Here is a 21,667-nt window from a genome sequence, read left to right as displayed (position 1 = left end):
ATGTGTATCGCCGCCGTGCTGCACAGGCGGCATGCGTATTCACTGCGCTTGCGAGGCATGTTATGCAAACCGCACCAGAATCCATGGTTCCGGTTACCATTCTCACCGGCTTCCTGGGAGCCGGAAAAACAACCCTGCTCAAGCGCATCCTGTCGGAGTATCACGGGCGGCGCATCGCGGTCATAGAAAACGAGTTCGGACCCGAGAGTATCGACAACGATCTGCTTGTGCAGGACAGCGATGAGGAAATCGTCGAGCTCAGCAATGGCTGCGTCTGCTGCACCATTCGCGGCGATCTCATGCGCACGCTGAACGACCTGCGCATAAAGCGCGAGGCCGGCCAGCTCAATTTCGAGCGTATCATCATCGAAACCACAGGCATGGCCAATCCCGGGCCCGTTTGCCAGACGTTCTTCATGGACGACGACATCGCCGCATACTACCGGCTTGACGCCGTCATTACCATTGTGGACGCCAAGCATGGCATGGAAACCCTGGATAAGCAGGAAGAGTCCCAGAAACAGGTCGGGTTCGCGGATCGCATTCTGGTTTCCAAGAAAGACCTCGTGAACGAGGCTGACTATCAGGCGCTGCGCTCCCGGCTGTTGCACATCAATCCGCGCGCCTCGATCACGCCGGTCAATTTTGGCGAGGCCGACATTCCGTCGCTGCTGGATGTCAGCGGTTTCAACCTGAACACCATCCTGGACATCGACCCCGAGTTCCTGGCCGAAGAGCATCCGGACGCCGCGCACGACCACCATCACGACCATGACCATGGCCACGACCATGATCATGATCATGACCACGAGGGTGATTGCGGTCCGGCCTGCGGCCACCACCATCACGATCACCACCATGCGCATCACGACGACGAGATCGGCGCATTCGTATTCCGCTCGAACAAGGCCTTCGATCCCGAGCGTCTCGAGGAATTTCTCGGCGGTATCGTCCAGGTCTACGGACCCGACCTGCTGCGCTACAAGGGCATACTCTACCTAAAGGGCATCAACCGCCGCATGCTGTTTCAGGGCGTGCACATGATGATGGGCGCAGAGCCGGGAAAGCCGTGGCTATCCAGTGAAAAGCCTAATACCAGAATGGTCTTCATTGGCCGTAAACTTCCCCAGGAAATCTTCACGAAGGGCCTGGAACAATGCTTGGTCTGATTACGAACCGCACACCCTAAGGAGGGTGAACCGCAATATACCGGTTCCACGTACCAACACGAAAACAAAAGGACACAATCATGGCAAGCAAATCAGCAGCCTCCAAGAATCAGGGCACCTTGCTTACTGAAAAACAGTTGTTGGCAATGCCCGAGTCGGATTACATGAACGCAGCGCAACTGGCGTTCTTCCGCAACCGCCTCAAGGAACTTGAGCAGGAAATCCTGAACAACGCGGACGCAACAACCGAAAATCTACGCGAAACCCAGTTCGTGCCGGATCCGGCCGACCGCGCCACCATCGAGGAAGAACACGCTCTCGAATTGCGCACGCGCGACCGCGAACGCAAACTGCTCAAGAAGGTCCAGCAGTCCATCACCCGAATCGACTCCGGCGAGTATGGATGGTGCGAGGAAACCGGAGAACCGATCGGCATCGCCCGGCTGTTGGCCCGGCCCACAGCCACCCTTTCGCTCGAAGCCCAGGAGCGGCGGGAAATGCGCCAGAAGCTGTACGGAGACTGACCCCCTCCTGCCGCCGCCCCGGTTCCCGGCGCGGCGGCGCCAAAGCAGGCTGGGATCTTCCTCTTGAATAATGGCATGGCGCCCCCATATGCCTTATTCATAAGGAAGATATATGCAACAATTTCACGCCACCACTATCGTTTGCGTGCGCCGGGGCGACGATGTCGCGCTTGGCGGCGACGGGCAGGTCACACTGGGCAACATTGTCATCAAGGGCACCGCCCGCAAGCTGCGGCGCCTCTATCACGACAAGGTCCTGGCCGGTTTCGCAGGAGCCACCGCCGACGCCTTCACGCTCCAGGAACGCTTCGAGGCCAAGCTCGAGAAACATCAGGGCAATCTCATGCGCGCCGCCGTCGAGCTCACCAAAGACTGGCGCACAGACCGCATGCTGCGCCGCCTCGAAGCGATGCTCATCGTGGCCGACAAGGAACACACACTGGTTCTTACCGGCAACGGCGATGTACTTGAGCCCGAACACGGGTTGGCAGCCATAGGCTCGGGGGGCGCATATGCACAGTCAGCCGCCCTCGCCTTGCTGCAGAACACCGACATGTCCCCGGCCGAGATCGTCAAGAAATCCCTGGAGATCGCCGGCGATCTGTGCATCTACACCAACCAGAACCACATCATCGAAACGCTCTAGGCCCCACAAGGGGCTGCCTAGCGTCCGAATAGCTTCAACGGCATCCGACCTGATCCAATTATGTCCGCTACCACCATGACTCCCGGAGAAATCGTCTCCGAACTCGACAAGAATATTGTCGGCCAGGACCGCGCAAAGCGCTCTGTCGCCGTGGCCTTGCGCAACCGCTGGCGCCGCCAGCAGGTGCCCGAGCCGCTGCGCAACGAAATCGTTCCCAAGAATATCCTCATGATCGGCCCGACCGGCGTCGGCAAGACGGAGATCGCCCGCCGCCTGGCCAAGCTGGCCAATGCACCCTTCATCAAGATCGAGGCAACCAAGTTCACCGAGGTGGGCTATGTTGGCCGCGACGTCGACACCATCATCCGTGATCTGGTCGAGATCTCCGTCAAACAGACGCGAGATGTCGAGATGCGCCGGGTTCGCACACAGGCCGAAGACGCGGCGGAAGACCGCATACTCGATGTCCTTGTGCCTCCCGCACGCGATGCGCGCGGCGAACCCGACCGTGAAGACAACAACGCGCGTCAGGTCTTCCGCAAGCGCCTGCGCGAGGGCAAGATCGACGACATGCAGATCGAAATCGAAGTGGCGCAAGCCGCTCCCCACATGGAGATCATGGCGCCTCCGGGCATGGAGGAAATGACCGAACAGCTACGCGGCATGTTCGCAGGCCTGGGGCAGGACAAGAAAAAGGCCAAGAAAATGACGGTCAAGGAAGCCTTCAAACTGTTGGTCGAAGAAGAAGCGGGCCGGCGCATCAACGAGGAAGACCTGCGCACCACGGCGGTCTCCAACGCAGAGCAGAACGGCATCGTCTTCCTGGACGAGATAGACAAAATCGCCACACGCCAGGAACATGGCGGCGGCGACGTGTCGCGCCAGGGTGTACAGCGCGACCTGCTGCCCCTGGTCGAGGGCACCACGGTCAATACCAAATACGGCATGGTCAAGACAGACCATATCCTGTTCATTGCGTCGGGGGCTTTTCACCTGTCCCGGCCTTCCGATCTCATCCCCGAGCTGCAGGGCCGCTTTCCCATTCGCGTCGAACTCGATTCTCTGAGCGCCAACGACTTCGTGCGCATTCTGTGCGACACAGACGCATCGCTCACCAAGCAGTACACCGCGCTGCTCGCGACGGAAGACGTCAAGCTCGACTTTACCCAGGACGGCATTCACCGCCTGGCAGAGCTGGCATTCGAAGTCAACGAGCGCACCGAAAACATCGGCGCGCGGCGCTTGTACACGGTCATGGAGAAACTGCTCGAAGATCTTTCCTTCGAAGCGACCGCCAGCAGCGGGCAAACCGTTACCATCGACGCTGCCTACGTGGATGACAAGCTCGAGGAAGCCGCCGGCAGCCAGGACCTGGCCCGGTACGTCCTGTAGCATCGCCACGTCTGATGACGCAGGGGCGCATAGCGCACGGCTATGCGCCCCTTTTTATTTTGATATCTCGGTCACCACATACTGGCCATTCTCGCGCTTGGCCTTGAACTTGACCTTATCGCCAGGCTTGATGCCGGCCAGCAGGGCGGGGTCGCATCGATATACCAGTGTCATGGCGGGCAGATCCAGATCGGAAATGGCGCCATGCTTGATGGTGACTTTACCTGCCTTGGCATCCACCCGCCTGACTTCGCCCGAAGCGCTGGCTTCCTGCGCCACCGCCTGCACGGAATAAAACGATGTCACGGCCAGAGCGGCCGCAAGAATCTGCAGACTGTGTCGGTTATCCATGGACATACAATAACTCCTTGCTTGTACATCCAGCATAACGCCGATTGCAGGCTCGCGTCGCAGCAGGGGCAAGAAATGCATTACAGACGGCTACAGCCCGCATTTTTGCCTTAACGCGCGGACGTTCAATGCTTTTCCCTTTCCCGGACACTGCCCCGGGGTTTCGCGCATCGGCAATCCAGCACCCGCGCGAGAACCGCTTTCAGGAGCCACCACTTTGAAGACCCGCCTTTCCATCATAGCCACGCGAACCGGAGACCAGGGCACCACAGGATTGGGCGACGGCAGCCGCATCGACAAGGATACGGCCCGCATCACCGCATTGGGCGATATCGACGAGCTCAACAGCGCAGTGGGATTGTTGCGGACGGAAGGCTTGCCCGACGATATCGATGCCGTCCTGGACCGCATCCAGCACCATCTGTTCGATTTGGGAGGCGAGCTGTGCATCCCGGGGCACGAGGCCGTGCAGACATCGCATGTACTGTATCTGGATGAAATGCTGGCGCACTACAACGCGACGCTGGGCAAGCTCGAGGAGTTCATCCTGCCCGGCGGTACGCGGGCTGCCGCACTCGCCCATATGGCGCGCACGATTTGCCGCCGCGCCGAGCGCTCTGTGGTGGCCCTGTCACGCAACGAAGCAGTGCGTGCGCCGGTCAGGCAATACCTGAACCGCCTCTCGGACCTGTGCTTCGTGCTGGCTCGCGCACTCAATCGCGCAGCGGGCCGTGCGGACGTATTCTGGCAACGCTGAGTCAGCACGCCTGCTCAGTGCCGAAAGGCGGCATGTCCTCTGCCGGCGACGGAGGCTGCGGTCCAGCGGCGGCGGATGCCGTCAGCCGCGCTCGTCGTGCGAATGAATCTGCAGCGCCTCCAGGAAGCGGGACACCATGTTGTATGTCGCGATGGTGGCGGTCACTTCGACGATCTGCCGTGGCTCGAATCGCGCCCGGATGGCCTCGAATATCTCGTCCTTCACCTGCACGTCGCGTGTCATGGCGTCCGTGTAGGCCAGCACCGCGCGCTCAGTGTCATCAAATAAGTCTGATGCCTGCCAATTGTCCAGCGCATCCAGCTGCGCCTGCGTCATGCCTTCCCTGAGCGCAATCGGCGCATGCTGATCCGCTTCATAGGGCGCGCCGTTAAGCACCGCGACACGCATGATGATCATTTCACGCAAGGCGCCGGACAGCGTCGTCTTTTGCCGGATGCCTGTCAGGTGATTGAGCCAGCCGCTGGCAACCGGCGGGCTTTGCAGCAACATCTGATACAGATGCAGCACCGCACCGCGCTCGGCGACTATCCTGGATACCAGGGGGCCCGCTTCAGGGTCGCTCAAGTCTGCATAAGGTATTCTGGCCATCTATCGGAGCTCCATTCAGGCAATGGGTATGGTCTGGCGTACCGCGTCGCTGAACCGCGCCACGATTTCACTGATGTCCTCGGGCGTGGATATGAAAGGCGGCGCAAGCAGGGCATGATTGCCATGCACGCCATCGATTGTTCCCCCCATAGGGTACATCATCAGGCCATTGGCCATGCCCTGCTTCTTAAGCTTGACATGCACTTGCAAGGCGGGGTCCAGGACCTCCTTGCTTTCCTTGTCCTTGACGAACTCCACACCGACAAACAGCCCGCGACCCCGGACATCGCCCACATTGGGATGCGCGGCCAAGGCCTGGCGCAGCTCGCCGCGTAGCTGCTCCCCACGGGCCAATACATTGTCGAGCAACTGATCGCGCTCGATGACACGCTGCACGGCCAGCGATGCAGCGCAGGCGGTGGCGTGACCCATATAGGTGTGCCCGTGCTGGAAAAAGCCGCTGCCGGCCACAATCGTGTCGTAGATGCGGCTGCTTGCAATCATCGCGCCAATAGGTTGATAGCCCGCGCCCAGCCCCTTGGCTATGGCAATGATATCCGGCGCGACGCCATCCTCTTCGCATGCAAAAAGATGGCCGGTGCGGCCCATGCCGGACATGACTTCGTCCAGAATGAGCAGTACGCCGTGGCGGTCGCAGACCTCGCGTATGCGCTGCAGATAGCCGCCAACCGGCGCCAGGGCGCCTGCCGTGGCGCCCACCACGGTTTCGGCCAAGAACGCCGCAACCTTTTCGGGCCCGAGTTCGCGGATCTTGGCGTCCAGCTCGTCGGCCAGCCTCTGCGCGTAGTGCTCCGCTGTCTCCCCGGCCTGTTGATCGCGATAGGGATAGCAAGGAGAAACATGGTGTGCGGGCACCAGCAGCGGCAGGAATTTCTCGCGCCGCCAGGCATTGCCGCCAATGGCCAGCGCCCCCAGCGTATTGCCGTGATAGCTCTGGCGCCGCGCTATAAATAGGCTGCGCTCGGGCTGTCCGGCCTCGACGAAATACTGGCGCGCCAGTTTCAGCGACGCTTCGACCGCCTCCGAGCCGCCCGATACAAAATACACGTGGTTCAGATCGCCGGGGGCGCGCTGCTGCAGGAAATCAGCCAACTCCTCCGCGGCCTGTGTGGTAAAAAAAGACGAATGCGCATAGGCGATCTGGTCGAGTTGCCGCTTGATGGCCTCGATGATATCCGGATGTCCATGCCCCAGACACGAGACGGCAGCCCCGCCAGACGCATCGATATAGGCCTTGCCGTGCTGGTCGAAGAGCCGTATGCCTTCGCCTCGAACGGCAAAATCCAGCTGTTGTCTGGGATTTCGGTGAAATATGTGTGTCATGATGATGTATCGGCCCCGAAGTGCTCAACAAACGTTTCGTTTATCATATACGCATCAACAAATAAATCAACTGCCGGCAGCGCTTCCCGGACGGAATGGGGCGGCAACGCCACGGAAACCGGCCCATGAATCCAGCGATGAATAAGCCCAAGGAATCCCCTCCCACCAGCCTTGACGCGCTGACTCGCCGCATACAGCGTGACTTTTCGGGCATGCCACCACAGTTTCAGGTGGGCGCGCGCTACCTGATGGACTTCCCGGCGGACATTCCCGTGGCGTCCATGCGCCGGATTGCCGCCCAGGCGGGCGTGCAGCCGGCAACCATGGTGCGCCTGGCCCACTCGCTGGGCTTCGGCGGCTGGGAAGACTTGAAAAACATCTTCGTGCAGTCGCTGCGGCGCGCGCCCAAACGCTATGCCGACCAGGCCCGGCGCGTGGTCAGCGGCGGGGGACGCGACACGCTGAACGAATCGGCAGCCACGCTGGCGGAGAACATGAAACTGCTGGCGCATCTGAACGCGGATCGCCTGCCGCTGGCCGCCAAACTGCTCGCCGAGGCCGCACATGTCCATGTGGCTGGTTTTCGTGCATCGTTCTCGCCCGCCTATGCGCTTCAATATCTGTATCGCCTGTTTCGCCCCACGGTAACGCTGTTGCGCGGAGACGCAGGGTTGCTGGAAATGGAGCTGCGGTCCATAAAGCGGGACGACGCGGTTGTCATTGTGGGTTTCGCACCTTATTCGCAGGAAGGGCAGCGTGTGACGCAGGCGGCGCGCAAGGCGGGCTGCCGCCTTATCGCCATCTGCGACAGCGTTGTGGCGCCGATCGCCCTCAAGGCGGACTGCGTGCTGGTCTTTCCCACCGAGACGCCGTCTTTCTTTCCTTCCACCACAGCGGCCATGGCGCTGGTGGAGATCCTCGTCGAACAGGTGCTAACCATGGCCGGCCGCAAGGCCATAGACCAGATTCAGCGCACTGAGCAGCAGCTTCGGGACGCGGGCGCCTATCTGGAGCCAAAGTAGCGCCTCCACATCGCGCAGATTTCGTTATTGAGCCTGTTATGGTGCAAAATAGGCATCCGCGCGACTGCGGACCCGTTTATTTTCTATGGCAGGCATGTCCATGCTCTCATTACTGCAGCCCTCGGGTACCCCCTTCGAAATGGGCAAGCAACTTGGCGTATTCGGCGCAACCGCCGTACACAGGCACCTGATCGAATCATCCGCCTGGAAGCGCATCGTCAAATGGCGTGGCTCCGAAACAGCCCATCGCATGCGCACACTGGTGCAACGACAGTTTCCGGCCATCAACGAGGAAATCGAAGGCCTGGCCCAGGGCCTGCAACTGGATACCGAAGACGTCTTCCTGTGGAACTGCCGGGGCGATCTCCTGGCACTTGCCCCCGATGGCTGCACCACTGTGCAGATACCGTCGGCAAATGGGCCTCGCATCGCGCACAACGAAGACGGCGACCCCGGGTTTCGCGGACACTGCGGCCTGGGCCTGTTCGCGCCCGTCAATGGCCCGCGCTTTGCGTCCTTTGTCTATCCTGGCTCTCTTCCGGGGCATACGTTTGCGGTCAACGCCCATGGCCTGGCCATGACGGTCAACAACTTGCGCGCGCAACAAATCGCCGCCGGGATGCCGCGCATGGTGCTCACGCGCGCCCTGCTGGATCTGGACAGCCTCGACGCCGCCCTTGCCCTATTGCGGGAAACACCGCGCTCAGGCGGCTTTCACCTGACGCTGGCCCAACGGGGCCGCATGGATCTGCTCAGCATCGAATTCGATGCGCGCGCGGTCTCCGTGCGTCTGCTGCAGCAGCCCGCCCTGCATGCCAATCACGCCATCCATGCCGACATGCGCGAACGGCCGCAGATCATCACCGACTCATCCCGGCATCGCCAGCAGCGCGGCGACACCATGCTCCAGAGCCGCGATATCAATCCATTGGCCATTTTGGCCGATCAGTCAGACCCTTTGCTGCCCATCTACCGCGATGCGGACAACGACCCCGACGACGAAAACACGCTCGCCACCGCGGACATGCATGTGGGCGAAGATCACGTCCGTTGGCAGGTATACGGCAGACCCGGCACCGCGCCGCTGTACAGCCTGATCGACGCCCAGCCCGCCTGAGGCGGCCCTTGCACTAGGCGACGGAACGCACGAAATCGGCGATTCGCACCGACAGTTCGGACAGGTCGCGCTGTACATTCTCGAAGTTGGATATCTTCTCGAATGACGCTTCATCCATATACAGCGCCCGGTTTATTTCGATCTGCAGGCTATGCCGGTTCTCCTCGGGGCGGCCTATCCGGGCGATCAGCGCCACGCCTTTGAAGGGATCATTGCGAGCCACCGTATAGCCCCTGTCCACCAGAAAGTCCTCGATGATGCCCACCAGCGACGGATCGCACGTTACGCCATCCCTGTCCCCCAGGACAAAGTCGGCCAGCGGCCTGTCCACGTCCATGCCCAGTATCTCGTAGGAGTCCGATGGCATGGAATGCAGGTTGAGGTGCCATACCACGCCATGCCGCGCATGCGCCCCATCCACATGTTTGCGCAGCGCATCGTGGTAGGGCTGGTAGTAAGTGCCGATCCGGTTCTCCACCTCGCCCACCCAGAGCTTGCGATCATAGATGGGCTGGTTCCTGGCGCTCGCCCAGATCAATCCATGGCCCAGCCTGGTCTTCTCGCTCGGGTGCAGGGCAGTGGTCCACGGCTCGGCGAGCAGGTTCGGGTCGATATCATCCGGCTCGCGGTTCGGATCGATATAACTGCGCGGAAAGTTTGCCGCGAGCAGCGTGCCGCCCACGCTGGGTATGGACTGCCACAGCTCGTCGACATAAGTGTCTTCTCCGGTGCGCAGTATGTGCACCGCCAAGGCGGGCTGAAAGTCAGCGGGATAGGTCGTGCCGCTGTGAGGCGAATCACACACCAGCGGTATGGGGGAGGCGGTGGGCAGGCTCAATGTGTAGGGGTCGAAATCCGAATCTGCAAATCTCATTGCTAATGTCTCCGTAACGTCTTTCGATCATCAAGGCAAATGGCAGGCGCTCATGTGCGCAGGCTGCTCGCCCGCCTGCCCCTCGGGTAGCAAGCGCTGTTCCCCGCCCGGCCGTATGCGCAGTTCAGGGCGCTGCGTCTTGCAGCGTGGCATGACGTGGGGACATCTCGGATGAAAGGGACATCCCGAGGGCGGATCCAGTGGCGAGGGCAGTTCGCCACGTATGGGTACAAAGCTGCGCCGGTCTGTGCGCAGCGACGGCAGCTCCGCGAGCAACGCCTGGGTGTACGGGTGATGTGCACGGGAAAATATGGTGTCCGTATCCGCAATTTCGACTATGCGCCCCAGGTACATGATGGCCACGCGATCCGAGATGTGGCTTACCACGCCCAGATTGTGGCTGATGAAGAAATAGGTAAGGCCAAGCTCCTTGCGCAACCGCATGAAAAGATTCAATACCTGGGCCTGTATGGACACATCCAGTGCGGCCACCGCCTCATCGCAGACGATAACCGTCGGGTTCAGCGCCAGTGCGCGCGCCACGCCGATGCGCTGGCGCTGGCCGCCTGAAAACTGATGCGAATAACGAAACCGATAGGCCGGATCCAGGCCCACTTTTCGCATCAGCCCCGCAACATAGGCTTCCTTGCGCGCGCGTGGCACGAGGCCATGGACGACCGGCGCCTCGCCAATAATGTCCACCACCCGCATGCGTGGATTCAGCGAGGAGAACGGATCCTGGAAAATCATCTGAACATCCAGCGCATAGCGATGCCGGGATGAGGCGTCCAGGCCGGCAACAGGCTGCCCCTTGTACAGAATCTCCCCGCCGGTTGGCGGCAGAATGCCTGACAGCATGCGCCCCAGTGTCGACTTGCCGCAGCCCGACTCGCCCACGATGCCCACCACTTCGCCTTCGGCGATATCCAGGTCGACCTCCGCCACAGCCTGCACCACGGGCGGTGGCCCCGCACGCTTGAGCATGCGCCCTATGCGCGCAATCAGATCGGCTGGCTGCACGTAATCACGTCGCAACGCCCGCAGGCTCAGGATGGGCGGCCCCGTCATGCCTGAACTCCTCTGTGCCAGCAGCGCGCGGCATGTCCGGGCGCCACGTCCTCCATGGGCGGATCTTCCACGCAAGCACCGTCGGCACGGTAGCAGCGCGCCTGAAATGGGCATCCCGGTGGAAGATTCAGCAGCGAAGGCGTCGAGCCCGGTATCTGGAAGAGTTCGGCGCCACGGGTCTCGATTGATGGAATCGAAGCAATAAGGCCGTGGGTGTACGGGTGCTGCGCGCGCGCAATGATGTCTTCGGTAAGCCCCGTTTCCACGATGCGCCCTGCATACATGACCGCCAGCCGGTCCGCAAGGCCAGACACCACGGCAAGATCGTGCGTGATCCATATCAATGCCGTGCCGGTTTCACGGCACAGCTTCTGCACCTCATACAGAATCTGGCCCTGTATCGTGACATCGAGTGCCGTCGTGGGCTCATCGGCGATAATGAGGCGCGGCGCATTGAGCAGCGCAATGGCTATTGCGATGCGCTGACGCATGCCGCCGGACAGGTGATGCGGATAGACGAGCAGTCGCTCCGCCGGAGAGGGAATGCCCACCTTCTCCAGCACCTCGACACATCGCTGCCGCGCCGCTTTCGAGGAAATACGCTCGTGGGCCTGGAGCGCCTCGATCATCTGCGTATCCACCCGCAGCGTCGGATTGAGCGTCATCATGGGATCCTGGAAAATCATGGCCATGTCGCGCCCACGCATATGACGACATTCCTCGGGCGACATCGACAGCAGATCCCGTCCATCGAAATGCATGCGATCGGCCTCGATACGCCCTGGCGGATCCACCAGCCGCATCAGGGAGAAGCCCGTGATGCTCTTGCCCGAGCCCGATTCGCCGACCAGGCCCAGAATCTCGCCATGGCGCAACTGCAGCGATACGCCATCGACCGCCTTGACCACACCCTCGCGCGTATGAAAGCCGGTGCGCAGGCCTTGAATATCAAGCAGCAAGTCTGCGGATTCCCGGGATGATCCAGGCGCAACGTCCGGCTGCGCTACCGAGGCGTCGGTCTGCGTGCTGCGGAGGTCGTTGATGGTTTGCATGCGACGCCTAGATCTCGTTGCGAGGATTGAGAATGTCGCGCAGATGGTCGCCCACCAGGTTGATGGCGATGACCACAATCGCCAGCGCGAGGCCCGGAAAGAATGTGATCCAGTAGCTCCCCGACAAAAGAAACTCGAAGCCGTTTGATATCAGCATGCCCAGCGAGGGTTCGGTGACCGGCACGCCGACACCCAGGAAGGACAACGTGGCTTCCAGCGCAATGGCATGAGCCAGATCTATGGTGGCAATCACCATCAAGGGCGGCACACAGTTCGGAAAGACATGTCGCCAGAGTATGCGATGCCAAGGAAGGGCCATGCTGCGCGCCGCCTCAACGTACTCGCGATTGCGCTCAACAATGGCGGCGCCGCGCGCCGCGCGGGCAAAGTAGGCCCATTGCACTGCGATCAGGGCGTAGATCACCTTGTCCACACCCTTGCCCAACATGGCCAACAGCACCAGCGCCACAAGAATGGAGGGGAAGGACAATTGAATGTCGACAATACGCATCAAGACCGCATCCACGCGCCTGCCGAAGTAGGCACCCGTCAAGCCGACTGCCGTGCCGATGAGAAAGGCGGAGGACACTGACACAAAGCCGACAAAGAGACTGATGCGCAGGCCATAGAGAATGGCGGACAGAACATCGCGCGACTGGCCGTCAGTTCCCAGCCAGTAGGTCATGCTGCCATCCATATTGGCGCTGCCCGGCGGCAGCTTGGAATCAAATATGTCGAGCGAGGCAAGGTCGAACGGATTCTGCGGTGCGATCCATGGCGCAAAAATGGCAAGACCGAGAAAAATCAGCAGCACCACAAGCCCGCACATTGCCAGCTTGCTACTGCGGAACTGGGCCACGAAGACGCGCCACAGGCTGGCATGCGCCGGCAGCGGCAGATCGTCCGTGTCAGGCGGCATGCCGCCGGGCGGCGCCCCGCCCTCAAGACCGCTGGCCGTGCTCGCACCCGCACTTGGCGCCGCCGTGGCCGCGGGCGCCCTCGGCCCTCGTCGAGGCCATAGTGCTTGCCTTGCCCTCATGCCGCCTCCAGTCTGACGCGTGGATCGAGTATTGTGTAGGCCACATCCACCACAAGATTCAGCGTCGCCAGGAATACAACCGTCAACATCAGGTAGGCAACCACCACCGGCCTGTCGAGCGTGATGATGGAATCGATGAGCAGCTTGCCCATGCCCGGCCACGAGAATATGGTTTCGGTGACCACCGCAAAGGCAAACACCTGGCCGTACTCCAGTCCGCCTATCGTAACGATGGGAATCATGATGTTCTTGAGCAGATGCACGCCAAGTATGCGTTTCTCGCGCACGCCCTTGGCGCGGGCGAACTTGATGTAGTCTTGCGGCAGACATTCGCGCGTGGCTGCGCGCGTAACGCGTATGATCAGTGCGCATTTGGAGGTTGCGATCGTACAGGCGGGCAGCAACAGGCTCTTGAATCCCTCCCAATTGAAAACGCTGAGCTGGATGGGGCCAAAGCTCTCCACCGGTCCTCGCCCGCCCGCGGGCAGCCACCCCAGCATGACCGCAAACAGCATGATGAACATCAGCCCCACCCAGAAATTGGGCAGCGAGAATCCCAGCAAAGACCCGGTCATAATGCCGCGCGCGCTGGCGCTGCGTGGCTTGAGCCCCGCATAGACGCCCAGCGGCACGCCCACCACCACCGAAATGAACATGGCCAGTGTGGCCAGTTCAAGCGTGGCAGGCATGCGTTCCAGGATAAGCTGCATGGCGGGCTCGCCATTCAGGAAGCTGTGTCCAAAATCCAGATGTATGGCCTTGCCCAGAAAGATCGCATACTGATGCCATAAGGGCAGATTCAGGCCGAGCGCCTGGCGTATCGCCTCGCGCTCGGCCGCGGTGGCCTCCGGGCTGGCCAGCATCAGCACGGGATCGCCGATGACATACAGCCCTGCAAAGACCAGCGCCGACATCACCAGCACCACCACCAGGGTCTGCAGCAGGCGCCGTATGATGGTCGACAACACGCTTTATTGCTCCGTCACTTGGCGAGCGTGATGTCCTGGGCCAGTGTCATTTGATCAGCACGGCCCTCATAGCGCAGGTCTTTCTTCATTGCCCACACGGACAGCTCGAACTGCAGGGGCAGGATGCCGTAGTCGTCCATGACCAATCCGCTAGCCTTCTGGAGCAGTTCGGAGCGCTTGTCGTCATCCAATGTCTGCGATGCCTCCAGCACCAGCTTGTCCATATCCGGATTGCTGTACTTGCTCCAGTTTGTCGTGCCCAGCCCCGCCTCGGGATCCTTGGTCACCACCAGCGACTTGAGGGGATTGATCATCTCGCCCGAGGAAGCCGACCACCCCGCAAGATACGTACTGAACTCGTAGGTATTGCGCTTCTTGAAGAACACCGATGGCGCCATGGTCTCCACATTGGCCTTGATGCCGATGCGCGCCCACATGGCCGCAACCGCCTGCGCAATGCGCTTGTCGTTGGTATAGCGGCCATCGGGTGATCCGAGTGACAGCGTGAATCCCTTGGCATAGCCGGCATCCGCCAAAAGCTTCTTTGCCTTTTCAACATCCGACGGCTCAGCTTTCGCGTGTTCCTTGGATGTGCCAAAGGCCGGATAAGGAAGGAGGTTGCCGGCAGGCAGGCCCACGCCATCCATGATGCGCTTGACGATGGCGTCGCGGTCGATGGCCAGGGACAGCGCCTCGCGCACGCGCTTGTCCTGAAGAGGGTTCTTGCCATCGGTACCCGACATGCCCTTAGGCGGCTCGTCCCCCTGGTTCAGGGCAAGATAGATGACGCGCACGGAGGGCGTTTCCTGAATGTGCAGATTGGCATCGCTCTTCAGCCGCGCCAGGTCGTCAGTGGGAGGATCCTCGATCACGTCCACATCGCCGGCCAGCAATGCCGCAACACGGGCGGCGGAATTGGTGATGGGCCTGTAGATGATCTTGTCCCAATCGGGTTTCTCGCCCCAGTAATGCTCGTTGCGGGCGAACACGATTTCAGCGCCCCGCTTCCATGATACGAATTTGTAGGGACCCGAGCCCACAAGGCCATCGCCACGATTCAGCTCGGTGGTTGTCTTGCCTTCCGGGGCGGGACCTGATGCAGCCTTCTTGGACATGATAGGCACGAGCGACAGGTTGGCCAGCAGCACCGGCGAGGGCCCCTTGGTGGTGATGCGCACCGTATGCGGATCGACAGCCTCGACCTTGTCCACTGTGCTCAGGTACAGGGCGTAGGAGGACGGGCTGTTTGGCACCTTGGGCACGCGATCGTAGGTAAAGAGCACATCGTCCGCGGTCAGCGGCGTGCCATCCGAGAACTTCGCGTCCTTACGCAGCTTGAATGTCCACACATTGCCGTCCACCGTCCATGACTCGGCCAGGCATGCCACGGGCTTGGCGTTCTTGTCCGTGCGCACCAGGGGGTCGAACAGCGTTTCAGACAGTTGCGTGTTGGGTGTGAGCGAGTGGAATTGGGGGTCCATGGAGCTGGGCTCCGTGCGCAGGCCTATGGTCAGGTCGCGCGCCTGGACAAAGCCTGCGGATGCCATGCACACCGCAGCGAGGGCCGAGGCCAGAGCCGCCCTGCCTGTCAGTTTCAAAGTCATTGCCGTCCTCTTGTGTATGAGTGGTATGTGAGTCGGATAACGGATATTGCTTCGAAAAAAAAAGCTCCATGCCGGGAGCATGGAGCGAGTGTACAGACCGGACGGGGATTAAAAGATCAGTGTTTTCCCGGAAGAGGTATGCGTTGTTGCACTTTCCTTATAGCCACAAAAACGGGGCAGTTCGTCATGCGCCTTCCCGGCGTGGCCTGGTGTGCATACGTCCCGCCGGTGTCTGCTCATATGCCAATTCGAACGCCCGAATCTCAGCGATATGCGAAAGGGTCAATGCCACTTCATCCTTTCCTGTAACGAGGCACTCTCGCCAGAACGGATCAATCTGAAAGCCCTGCGCAGCCTCTGGCCCCTTTCCCAGGGGACGGACAGACTGTCCGTTCAGATCCACTTCTATACGTTTCAGGCTACCCTGCTCAATTTGCATAAGCAGGGCTTCAACGACAGAGGCATCAAGTCTTATTGGAAGCACGCCGTTCTTCAGGCAATTGTTGTAGAAGATATCTCCAAAGCTCGGCGCGATGAGTGCGCGAAAACCGCGGTCAGCCAATGCATACACCGCGCCCTCGCGCGACGATCCACACCCGAAATTTTTCCCCGCAACAAGAATATTGGCGCCCTCAAATGCAATGGGTGACGCAATATCATGAAACAAGTAGTTGCCGTAGCCGCCGGGGAGACCACGATCTTTCTTCAGGAATCTCGCCGGAATGATCTGGTCAGTATCAACATCCCGCGCCCTTAGCGCCGCTGGCTGGCCAACGAAACATGTGATGGGCGTCATCGCATGTGCCTCACATCACAAAGCTTTCCTGTTACCGCGGCAGCCGCTGCCATGACGGGACTCATCAAATGCGTGCGAACACCGCTTCCCTGCCTGCCCACAAAATTGCGGTTTGTCGTGGATGCAATACGCTCTCCGGGCCTTCCCGCATCCCCATTCATAGCCACACACATCGAACAGCCCGCCTCCCGCCACTCCAGACCGGCCTCCTTGAACACGCGGTCCAGTCCTTCGCGCTCCGCGGCCCGCTTAACTTCACCGGATCCTGGAACAACAAGACCAGGAACGCATGCACGCCGCCCCCGTAACATCTTCGCCGCCTCCCGCAGGTCGGACAGCCGACTGTTTGTACAGGACCCTATGAAGACGCGATCAATGGGCACACCGAGCATTGGTGTGCCCGGTTTCAGATCCATATATACCAAAGCCGCCTCCATGGCGGATCTTACAGACTCGTCACGTTCAAGCGCGGGATCGGGAATCACCGCATCAATGGCGATACCCGTATCAGGACTAGTCCCCCAAGTCACCATGGGTGCGCCATTTGTAATGTCTATCTTGATATCCCGATCGAATACCGCGCCGGGATCGCTCGGCAGGCCTTGCCATTCTCGCAACGCCTCGTCCCATTCAGCGCCCGTCGGCGCATAAGGCCGGCCATGGAGATACTGAAAAGTAATGTCATCCGGCGAGATCATGCCACATCGCGCCCCAGCCTCTATGGCCATGTTGCATACTGTGAGGCGCTCCTCCATTTCCATGGCGCGTATTACCGGCCCATCGAACTCGATGGCATAACCCACCGCCCCATCGGCACCGATTTGTGCAATGACGGCCAACACAATGTCTTTGGCACTTACCCGTTGCCCCCGGATACCATCAACATGTATCCGCATTGTGTGTGGCTTGTTCTGCCAAATGGTCTGCGAGCTAAGGACCAATACACTTTCTGACTGACCTATCCCGAATGCGATCGCACCCATTGCGCCGTGTGTGGATGTATGGCTGTCAGTACAGACAATAATCATGCCGGGCAGGCTAAGCCCTTGCTCCGGGCACACCACATGAACAATACCCTGGCGCGTATCCTGCAAGGGAAAGTGAGATATGCCGCCCCAGCGCATGTTCTCATCAAAACGGACCATCATGTTGGCGGTTTCTGCGTTCGCCGCGTACTCCAACGTACGCCCGAGCGTGGGAACATAGTGATCAGGCACCGCAAAAACCCGATCAGGACGGCGGATCGTCAAGCCACGATCGCGCATCTGCCGGAAAGCGTGGAATGAGCCATCGTGCAGAAAATGGCGGTCGACGTAAATCAGCTGCGGCCCAGTGCTTCGCCTTGCGACCACGTGACGATCCCATATCTTGTCAAATAGAGACCTCTTCTGGATGCGCTCGCGTGTGGCTTGCTGGCTCATAGCTGCTGAACCGTCGGCTTCTCGCCGACCGCAAACCTCGCCCGGATTTCATCCCATTCGTCCGCGCCAAAGCGTTGGAAACTCTGGTGAGGCGACGAGCGATTCAATTCGTCAGGCACAAGATGCTGTGCCTTCACCGATTCAAGCACGGCATCAAATGCCTTCACGGCCGCGCGCAGCAGCACGCCCGGCAGTATCGCAAGTTTGTATCCCATTTTCTCCGCGTCTCTCAGATCTATGACAGGCGTTTTTCCTCCCTGCACAATGTTCAGAAGACATGGTCCTTCCACCCGCTCTGGAATGCTTGCCACCTCAGACATCGTCTGTGGCGCCTCTATAAAAGCGACATCCGCCCCCTCGGACAGCGCCGCGTTGGCACGCACCACCGCTTCCTCGAAGCCCATTGAAGCACGGCAATCCGTTCGCGCAATGATTACAAAATCAGGATCGCTGCGAGCTGCGCAAGCCGCGCGAATCTTGCTCAGGTAGCGTTCAAGAGGCTCGATTTCCTTGCCGTCAAGGTGACCGCATCGTTTGGGGCTGGCTTGGTCTTCAATATGAATTCCAGCCACGCCGCGCGATTCGAATTCACGCACCGCACGGGTTACGTTCAGCTCATTCCCATAACCCGTATCTGCATCCGATATTAAGGGTATTGAAACTGACCTGGCGAGAACACCCGCATTCTCCACCATTTCGGTCATCGTGATCAGGCCGTAGTCCGGGTAGCCAAGCGACGCCGATGTTCCGGCTCCGGTCATATAAACCAGCGGAAATCCCGCCTGCTCAATGATACGGGCCGTAATCCCGTCGTATGCGCCAGGCGCAATGTGCATGCCAGGCTGCTGCAGCAACACACGCAACTGAGAACTTCGCTTCATGTCGATACATCCTATTATTTTCCAACCGGGGTCAAATACTTTTCCAGCAGAGGGCGAACCGCGGCTGCCTCGGCATGCACATCCGCGTCGAAATCCGCAGGGCTGCTGAACACAGGTATGGCGCCTTCCGTTTCCATCGATGTGCGAAGCTTTTTGTCGTCCGAGGCCAATCGCACCGCGTCAGACAAGGCGTTCACAACACTTTCAGGAGTACCCTTGCGCACCATGATTCCATACCAGGTCATGGCACTCATGTTCAAACCTTCTTCTTTCAAGGTGGGAACATCGGGCAACTCGGGCAGACGCGCCGTTGCGCCCGTCGCCAGGGCACGAAACTCGCCGCCCTTGACTTGAGGCAGCGCCACCACGAGCGAGGGCATGCCCATGCTTATGTGCCCGCCCAGCGCATCGACCATCATCGGCGATGTTCCTTTGTAATTGGCAACAACCATGTTGCTCAGCCCCGTCAGATCTCCAATCTGGCGGGCCATGATTTCGCCATGCCGTGTCGCTGCGCCAAACGAGCATGGGTTCGACGATTTCTTGCATCGCGCTATGAAATCACCAAATGTCTTGTCTGGCGAGTTGCTGGCCACCCCGAATATCATGGCATTCTGTTGCAACTTGGATACCATCTGGAAGTCGCGCAGGATATCGAGATTGGCCGACGGTACTGTATAGGGATAAAACAAGGCCTGATTGACCTGAATCAGCACGGTATAGCCGTCCGCGGGCTGATTCTTGACATATTCACTGCCGATGATTCCGTCAGCACCCGTGCGGTTTATAACCACAACAGGCTGCCCCCAATGTTCCTGCCACACACGGGCGAGATTTCTGGCCAACGTATCCGTGCCGCCGCCCGCGCTATATGGCACCACGATGGTAATGGGCCGCATCGGAAATTTATCCGTGGCGGCTGCCTGCGCGGATTGCATGCTTATTGCCCCCAGGCTGACCATGGCCAAGCACAGGAACGCAAGTCGCCGTATTGTTTGTCTCATCGTGGAGTCTCCTCGTAGTAATGGTTATTCATTTTGTGGTAGCTGGCCATACGCGCTTCGAACTTTAAAAACTCATCTGTTATGCCCTGGCCACGCAGCCCACCGCGCACACTGTTGCCTCGCGTGCTTTTGTAGGGTTCCCGCCATGCATCCGGCAACGGCTGTGCTCCCGGCACCCCCAGCCACAGGCGCAGCAGATGGCGCCTGCGATCAGGCTCGTCATAGTCCTGAAAGCCAGTGCGTGAATGGATCGTGGTGTAGTTGTTCAGCAGTTGCATATCGCCTTCGTCCAACTGCATCGCGTAGCAAAAGCGCGGGTCGCGAAATAGCGACTCCAGAACGTCGATCAAGGCATTTTGCCTGTCAGTCAGGCGGGGCACGTCGGGGAAATCGCGCTGTGCCGCCATGACGTTCTTTCGATTGAAGCGGAAAGCGAAGTGGCCGTTCTTGAATCCAGCGATTGGACAGGCATAATAAGGCATGTCGTTATGACCCATGGCCCCTTGCCAGCTGAAATAAATGGGTTCATGAAGCGCAGGCAGCAACGCCGAATGCGCACGCGCCACTTCATCGTAAATGGCGCGCGAACTCGCGATCAAACTACGACCACCCTCTTTGGCTGTTCTGCGGCATAACAGACTCACCACATCGCCAAAGTCGATGTGGAAGTCCAGGGAGGCATTTGTGTTGTAACCGCGCGCATCCTTGCCGAAGTACGAGCCGCCAGCGTTACGCACGTCATTCAGGAATTCGCTGGCTTTATTCTGCGGCCGGGCGACACCCATATGCAGACCCATGCCCCAATACGCGATGCGCGCTTCCTCTTCGGACCACCTGTCGACAGGAAAACCCTTTATCAGACAGAATCCCCAACCCGTCTGCGTGGCTTTCATTGCTCGCTGCAATGCAGCAACCGAGGCCTCGGGCAGAGGGAAATCCTCCGGCGTCATATGCAACATAGGTTTATTCGCGTCGCGGGCATGAATCAACGCCATATCGAAACCCGATACCTCTTCCTCTGTGAGCCTCTGCACCCATGAGTCATCGCTTTCAGCGTCAATTCTCCGCCAACTGTTGGGTGCATCAACCACAACGTCGCAGGTCTCCGCTATTTTCATCGACAATCCTTAGTTCATTGTCATCATTATTGATAGTCAAAACTGTAAATTGAATTGTATTACATTTCAATAGGCATGCAATTTTGTTTACACTTCTGGAATATTTGACTCCGTAAGAGAAAATGCGCGGCACATGACTACCCTACCCACCTCAGACCGTCGCAGGAAGCGTCCTGGCAATGCCAGCGAAATAACGCTGGAAAGACTGCGAACAGCGATACAGAGCGGTCAATTTGCGCCCGGACAGCGTTTGATCGAAGCGGATCTTATGGAAGCCTTTTCAGTGACGCGAGGGCCGCTGCGCGAGGCGCTGCGGCGGCTCGGCATGGAAGGGACGGTAGAGCTGGTGCCTAATCGCGGGGCCATCGTCAAGGCGTTTTCGCGCGAAGAGTTGATCGATCTGTTCCGGATACGTGAATCAGTGGAAGGCCTCGCGGCGAGGCTCGCAGCCGAGCAAATCGGAAAAACGGGTCAGCAGGCCGAATTCAGCCGAGGCTATGCTGCCATTGCGGAACAAGAGGGTGAGCCTGCAATCGTCTTCCGCGAGGAAAACAGGGCATTTCACGACCTCATTCTCCAATATGCGGATAACGCACAGCTATCATTATTGATGAAACGCCTGCAATTGCCGGTCATTCGGTTTCAGGTGCGCGCGGCGCTGGATGAAGACTACAGAAACGAGTCACGCCGTGAACATCATGCCGTGTACGAGGCAGTTATTCAGCCAGATCCGGATGCCGCGGAGATGGCCATGCGGCAGCATCTGCGGAATGCGGCCCAAAGAATTTTCGAGGGCTCGCCTATATTTCGAACCCAGTCATTGTGAAGTAACGGGCGCCTGCGGCGCTACCGGTTGATCATCCCGGTTCAACCAGCGACCAAGGCACGCGCGCGCCGCCCTGGTGCAAGGC

At 59.6% G+C, this 21,667-nt stretch carries 22 protein-coding genes; 8 read left to right on the top strand and 14 right to left on the bottom strand.

Features of this window, described 5'->3' with window-relative positions; genetic code table 11:
• Positions 1-62 precede the first annotated feature (62 nt).
• The 4 genes from ERD78_RS14410 to hslU all read left to right on the top strand — a co-directional run bounded on the left by ERD78_RS14410 (position 63) and on the right by hslU (position 3,731).
• Entirely contained in the window at positions 63-1,169 is a 1,107-nt protein-coding gene (locus ERD78_RS14410; protein ID WP_129970011.1) for a CobW family GTP-binding protein, read from the top strand.
• Positions 1,170-1,249: 80 nt separating this feature from the next.
• On the top strand, positions 1,250-1,693 hold the full coding sequence (gene dksA, locus ERD78_RS14405) for an RNA polymerase-binding protein DksA (RefSeq protein ID WP_129970010.1): 444 nt from the start codon (positions 1,250-1,252) through the stop codon (positions 1,691-1,693).
• Positions 1,694-1,805: 112 nt separating this feature from the next.
• Complete coding sequence (gene hslV / locus ERD78_RS14400; RefSeq protein WP_129970009.1) at positions 1,806-2,339, top strand: ATP-dependent protease subunit HslV; 534 nt, start codon at positions 1,806-1,808, stop codon at positions 2,337-2,339.
• Positions 2,340-2,399: 60 nt separating this feature from the next.
• The gene (gene hslU, locus ERD78_RS14395) at positions 2,400-3,731 is read left to right on the top strand and encodes an ATP-dependent protease ATPase subunit HslU (protein ID WP_129970008.1); all 1,332 of its coding nucleotides are present in this window, start codon (positions 2,400-2,402) and stop codon (positions 3,729-3,731) included.
• Positions 3,732-3,785: 54 nt separating this feature from the next.
• On the opposite strand, the gene ERD78_RS14390 is transcribed toward hslU, so the two are convergent.
• On the bottom strand, positions 3,786-4,088 hold the full coding sequence (locus tag ERD78_RS14390) for a copper-binding protein (protein WP_129970007.1): 303 nt from the start codon (positions 4,086-4,088) through the stop codon (positions 3,786-3,788).
• A 211-nt stretch (positions 4,089-4,299) separates the two neighbouring features.
• On the opposite strand from ERD78_RS14390, the gene ERD78_RS14385 reads away from it, so the two are divergent.
• Positions 4,300-4,839 (top strand): cob(I)yrinic acid a,c-diamide adenosyltransferase, encoded by a 540-nt coding sequence (locus ERD78_RS14385; RefSeq protein WP_129970006.1) that lies wholly within the window; start codon positions 4,300-4,302, stop codon positions 4,837-4,839.
• A gap of 81 nt (positions 4,840-4,920) precedes the next feature.
• Here ERD78_RS14385 and ERD78_RS14380 read toward each other — a convergent pair whose 3' ends face one another.
• Both ERD78_RS14380 and ERD78_RS14375 read right to left on the bottom strand, forming a co-directional pair.
• Positions 4,921-5,448, bottom strand: coding sequence for a carboxymuconolactone decarboxylase family protein (locus ERD78_RS14380; RefSeq protein WP_129970005.1), 528 nt, complete (start codon positions 5,446-5,448; stop codon positions 4,921-4,923).
• Positions 5,449-5,463: 15 nt separating this feature from the next.
• A complete protein-coding gene (locus ERD78_RS14375; protein WP_129970004.1) occupies positions 5,464-6,792 on the bottom strand; it encodes an aspartate aminotransferase family protein in 1,329 nt (442 codons plus the stop codon).
• Between the two features lie 125 nt (positions 6,793-6,917).
• Here ERD78_RS14375 and ERD78_RS14370 point away from each other — a divergent pair, with 125 nt between their 5' ends.
• Both ERD78_RS14370 and ERD78_RS14365 read left to right on the top strand, forming a co-directional pair.
• Positions 6,918-7,814: a MurR/RpiR family transcriptional regulator gene (locus tag ERD78_RS14370; RefSeq protein ID WP_129970003.1), complete on the top strand. Its 897-nt coding sequence runs from the start codon at positions 6,918-6,920 to the stop codon at positions 7,812-7,814.
• Between the two features lie 100 nt (positions 7,815-7,914).
• Entirely contained in the window at positions 7,915-8,931 is a 1,017-nt protein-coding gene (locus ERD78_RS14365; RefSeq protein WP_245152481.1) for a C45 family autoproteolytic acyltransferase/hydrolase, read from the top strand.
• A gap of 13 nt (positions 8,932-8,944) precedes the next feature.
• Here the strand turns inward: ERD78_RS14365 and ERD78_RS14360 are convergent, their stop codons facing one another.
• The 11 genes from ERD78_RS14360 to ERD78_RS14310 all read right to left on the bottom strand — a co-directional run bounded on the left by ERD78_RS14360 (position 8,945) and on the right by ERD78_RS14310 (position 20,756).
• The gene (locus ERD78_RS14360; RefSeq protein ID WP_129970001.1) at positions 8,945-9,805 is read right to left on the bottom strand and encodes an N-formylglutamate amidohydrolase; all 861 of its coding nucleotides are present in this window, start codon (positions 9,803-9,805) and stop codon (positions 8,945-8,947) included.
• Between the two features lie 30 nt (positions 9,806-9,835).
• A complete protein-coding gene (locus ERD78_RS14355; RefSeq protein ID WP_129970000.1) occupies positions 9,836-10,873 on the bottom strand; it encodes an ABC transporter ATP-binding protein in 1,038 nt (345 codons plus the stop codon).
• Complete coding sequence (locus ERD78_RS14350; protein WP_129969999.1) at positions 10,870-11,925, bottom strand: ABC transporter ATP-binding protein; 1,056 nt, start codon at positions 11,923-11,925, stop codon at positions 10,870-10,872. The genes ERD78_RS14355 and ERD78_RS14350 overlap by 4 nt, the downstream gene beginning before the upstream one ends.
• Before the next feature lie 7 nt (positions 11,926-11,932).
• Positions 11,933-12,844, bottom strand: coding sequence for an ABC transporter permease (locus ERD78_RS14345; protein WP_129970144.1), 912 nt, complete (start codon positions 12,842-12,844; stop codon positions 11,933-11,935).
• Positions 12,845-12,960: 116 nt separating this feature from the next.
• Positions 12,961-13,932, bottom strand: a complete 972-nt coding sequence (locus tag ERD78_RS14340) for an ABC transporter permease (protein WP_129969998.1) — start codon at positions 13,930-13,932, stop codon at positions 12,961-12,963.
• A gap of 14 nt (positions 13,933-13,946) precedes the next feature.
• Positions 13,947-15,479 (bottom strand): ABC transporter substrate-binding protein, encoded by a 1,533-nt coding sequence (locus tag ERD78_RS14335; protein ID WP_245152490.1) that lies wholly within the window; start codon positions 15,477-15,479, stop codon positions 13,947-13,949.
• A 241-nt stretch (positions 15,480-15,720) separates the two neighbouring features.
• Complete coding sequence (gene leuD, locus ERD78_RS14330; protein WP_129969996.1) at positions 15,721-16,332, bottom strand: 3-isopropylmalate dehydratase small subunit; 612 nt, start codon at positions 16,330-16,332, stop codon at positions 15,721-15,723.
• Positions 16,329-17,753, bottom strand: coding sequence for a 3-isopropylmalate dehydratase large subunit (leuC, locus tag ERD78_RS14325; protein ID WP_129969995.1), 1,425 nt, complete (start codon positions 17,751-17,753; stop codon positions 16,329-16,331). The genes leuD and leuC overlap by 4 nt, the downstream gene beginning before the upstream one ends.
• Positions 17,750-18,634: an isocitrate lyase/PEP mutase family protein gene (locus ERD78_RS14320; protein ID WP_245152480.1), complete on the bottom strand. Its 885-nt coding sequence runs from the start codon at positions 18,632-18,634 to the stop codon at positions 17,750-17,752. The genes leuC and ERD78_RS14320 overlap by 4 nt, the downstream gene beginning before the upstream one ends.
• A gap of 14 nt (positions 18,635-18,648) precedes the next feature.
• Entirely contained in the window at positions 18,649-19,638 is a 990-nt protein-coding gene (locus ERD78_RS14315) for a Bug family tripartite tricarboxylate transporter substrate binding protein (RefSeq protein ID WP_129969994.1), read from the bottom strand.
• Positions 19,635-20,756 (bottom strand): TauD/TfdA family dioxygenase, encoded by a 1,122-nt coding sequence (locus tag ERD78_RS14310; protein ID WP_129969993.1) that lies wholly within the window; start codon positions 20,754-20,756, stop codon positions 19,635-19,637. The genes ERD78_RS14315 and ERD78_RS14310 overlap by 4 nt, the downstream gene beginning before the upstream one ends.
• 133 nt (positions 20,757-20,889) lie before the next feature.
• On the opposite strand from ERD78_RS14310, the gene ERD78_RS14305 reads away from it, so the two are divergent.
• Positions 20,890-21,582, top strand: a complete 693-nt coding sequence (locus tag ERD78_RS14305) for a GntR family transcriptional regulator (RefSeq protein ID WP_129969992.1) — start codon at positions 20,890-20,892, stop codon at positions 21,580-21,582.
• Positions 21,583-21,667: the final 85 nt, after the last annotated feature.

Source organism: Allopusillimonas soli (assembly GCF_004153445.1).
Taxonomy (GTDB): domain Bacteria; phylum Pseudomonadota; class Gammaproteobacteria; order Burkholderiales; family Burkholderiaceae_B; genus Allopusillimonas; species Allopusillimonas soli.
Note: the sequence above shows the minus strand (reverse complement) of the source record. Positions and strands in the feature narration are given on the sequence as shown.

What these genes read in the sequence shown, in the direction of transcription:
- ERD78_RS14410 (WP_129970011.1), top strand. Translation starts at nt 63, where the DNA reads ATGCAAACCGCACCAGAATCCATGGTTCCGGTTACCATTCTCACCGGC.
- dksA (WP_129970010.1), top strand. Translation starts at nt 1,250, where the DNA reads ATGGCAAGCAAATCAGCAGCCTCCAAGAATCAGGGCACCTTGCTTACT.
- hslV (WP_129970009.1), top strand. Translation starts at nt 1,806, where the DNA reads ATGCAACAATTTCACGCCACCACTATCGTTTGCGTGCGCCGGGGCGAC.
- hslU (WP_129970008.1), top strand. Translation starts at nt 2,400, where the DNA reads ATGTCCGCTACCACCATGACTCCCGGAGAAATCGTCTCCGAACTCGAC.
- ERD78_RS14390 (WP_129970007.1), bottom strand. Translation starts at nt 4,088, where the DNA reads ATGTCCATGGATAACCGACACAGTCTGCAGATTCTTGCGGCCGCTCTG.
- ERD78_RS14380 (WP_129970005.1), bottom strand. Translation starts at nt 5,448, where the DNA reads ATGGCCAGAATACCTTATGCAGACTTGAGCGACCCTGAAGCGGGCCCC.
- ERD78_RS14375 (WP_129970004.1), bottom strand. Translation starts at nt 6,792, where the DNA reads ATGACACACATATTTCACCGAAATCCCAGACAACAGCTGGATTTTGCC.
- ERD78_RS14370 (WP_129970003.1), top strand. Translation starts at nt 6,918, where the DNA reads ATGAATCCAGCGATGAATAAGCCCAAGGAATCCCCTCCCACCAGCCTT.
- ERD78_RS14365 (WP_245152481.1), top strand. Translation starts at nt 7,915, where the DNA reads ATGCTCTCATTACTGCAGCCCTCGGGTACCCCCTTCGAAATGGGCAAG.
- ERD78_RS14360 (WP_129970001.1), bottom strand. Translation starts at nt 9,805, where the DNA reads ATGAGATTTGCAGATTCGGATTTCGACCCCTACACATTGAGCCTGCCC.
- ERD78_RS14355 (WP_129970000.1), bottom strand. Translation starts at nt 10,873, where the DNA reads ATGACGGGGCCGCCCATCCTGAGCCTGCGGGCGTTGCGACGTGATTAC.
- ERD78_RS14350 (WP_129969999.1), bottom strand. Translation starts at nt 11,925, where the DNA reads ATGCAAACCATCAACGACCTCCGCAGCACGCAGACCGACGCCTCGGTA.
- ERD78_RS14345 (WP_129970144.1), bottom strand. Translation starts at nt 12,844, where the DNA reads ATGCCGCCTGACACGGACGATCTGCCGCTGCCGGCGCATGCCAGCCTG.
- ERD78_RS14335 (WP_245152490.1), bottom strand. Translation starts at nt 15,479, where the DNA reads ATGGCATCCGCAGGCTTTGTCCAGGCGCGCGACCTGACCATAGGCCTG.
- leuD (WP_129969996.1), bottom strand. Translation starts at nt 16,332, where the DNA reads ATGACGCCCATCACATGTTTCGTTGGCCAGCCAGCGGCGCTAAGGGCG.
- leuC (WP_129969995.1), bottom strand. Translation starts at nt 17,753, where the DNA reads ATGAGCCAGCAAGCCACACGCGAGCGCATCCAGAAGAGGTCTCTATTT.
- ERD78_RS14320 (WP_245152480.1), bottom strand. Translation starts at nt 18,634, where the DNA reads ATGAAGCGAAGTTCTCAGTTGCGTGTGTTGCTGCAGCAGCCTGGCATG.
- ERD78_RS14315 (WP_129969994.1), bottom strand. Translation starts at nt 19,638, where the DNA reads ATGAGACAAACAATACGGCGACTTGCGTTCCTGTGCTTGGCCATGGTC.
- ERD78_RS14310 (WP_129969993.1), bottom strand. Translation starts at nt 20,756, where the DNA reads ATGAAAATAGCGGAGACCTGCGACGTTGTGGTTGATGCACCCAACAGT.
- ERD78_RS14305 (WP_129969992.1), top strand. Translation starts at nt 20,890, where the DNA reads ATGACTACCCTACCCACCTCAGACCGTCGCAGGAAGCGTCCTGGCAAT.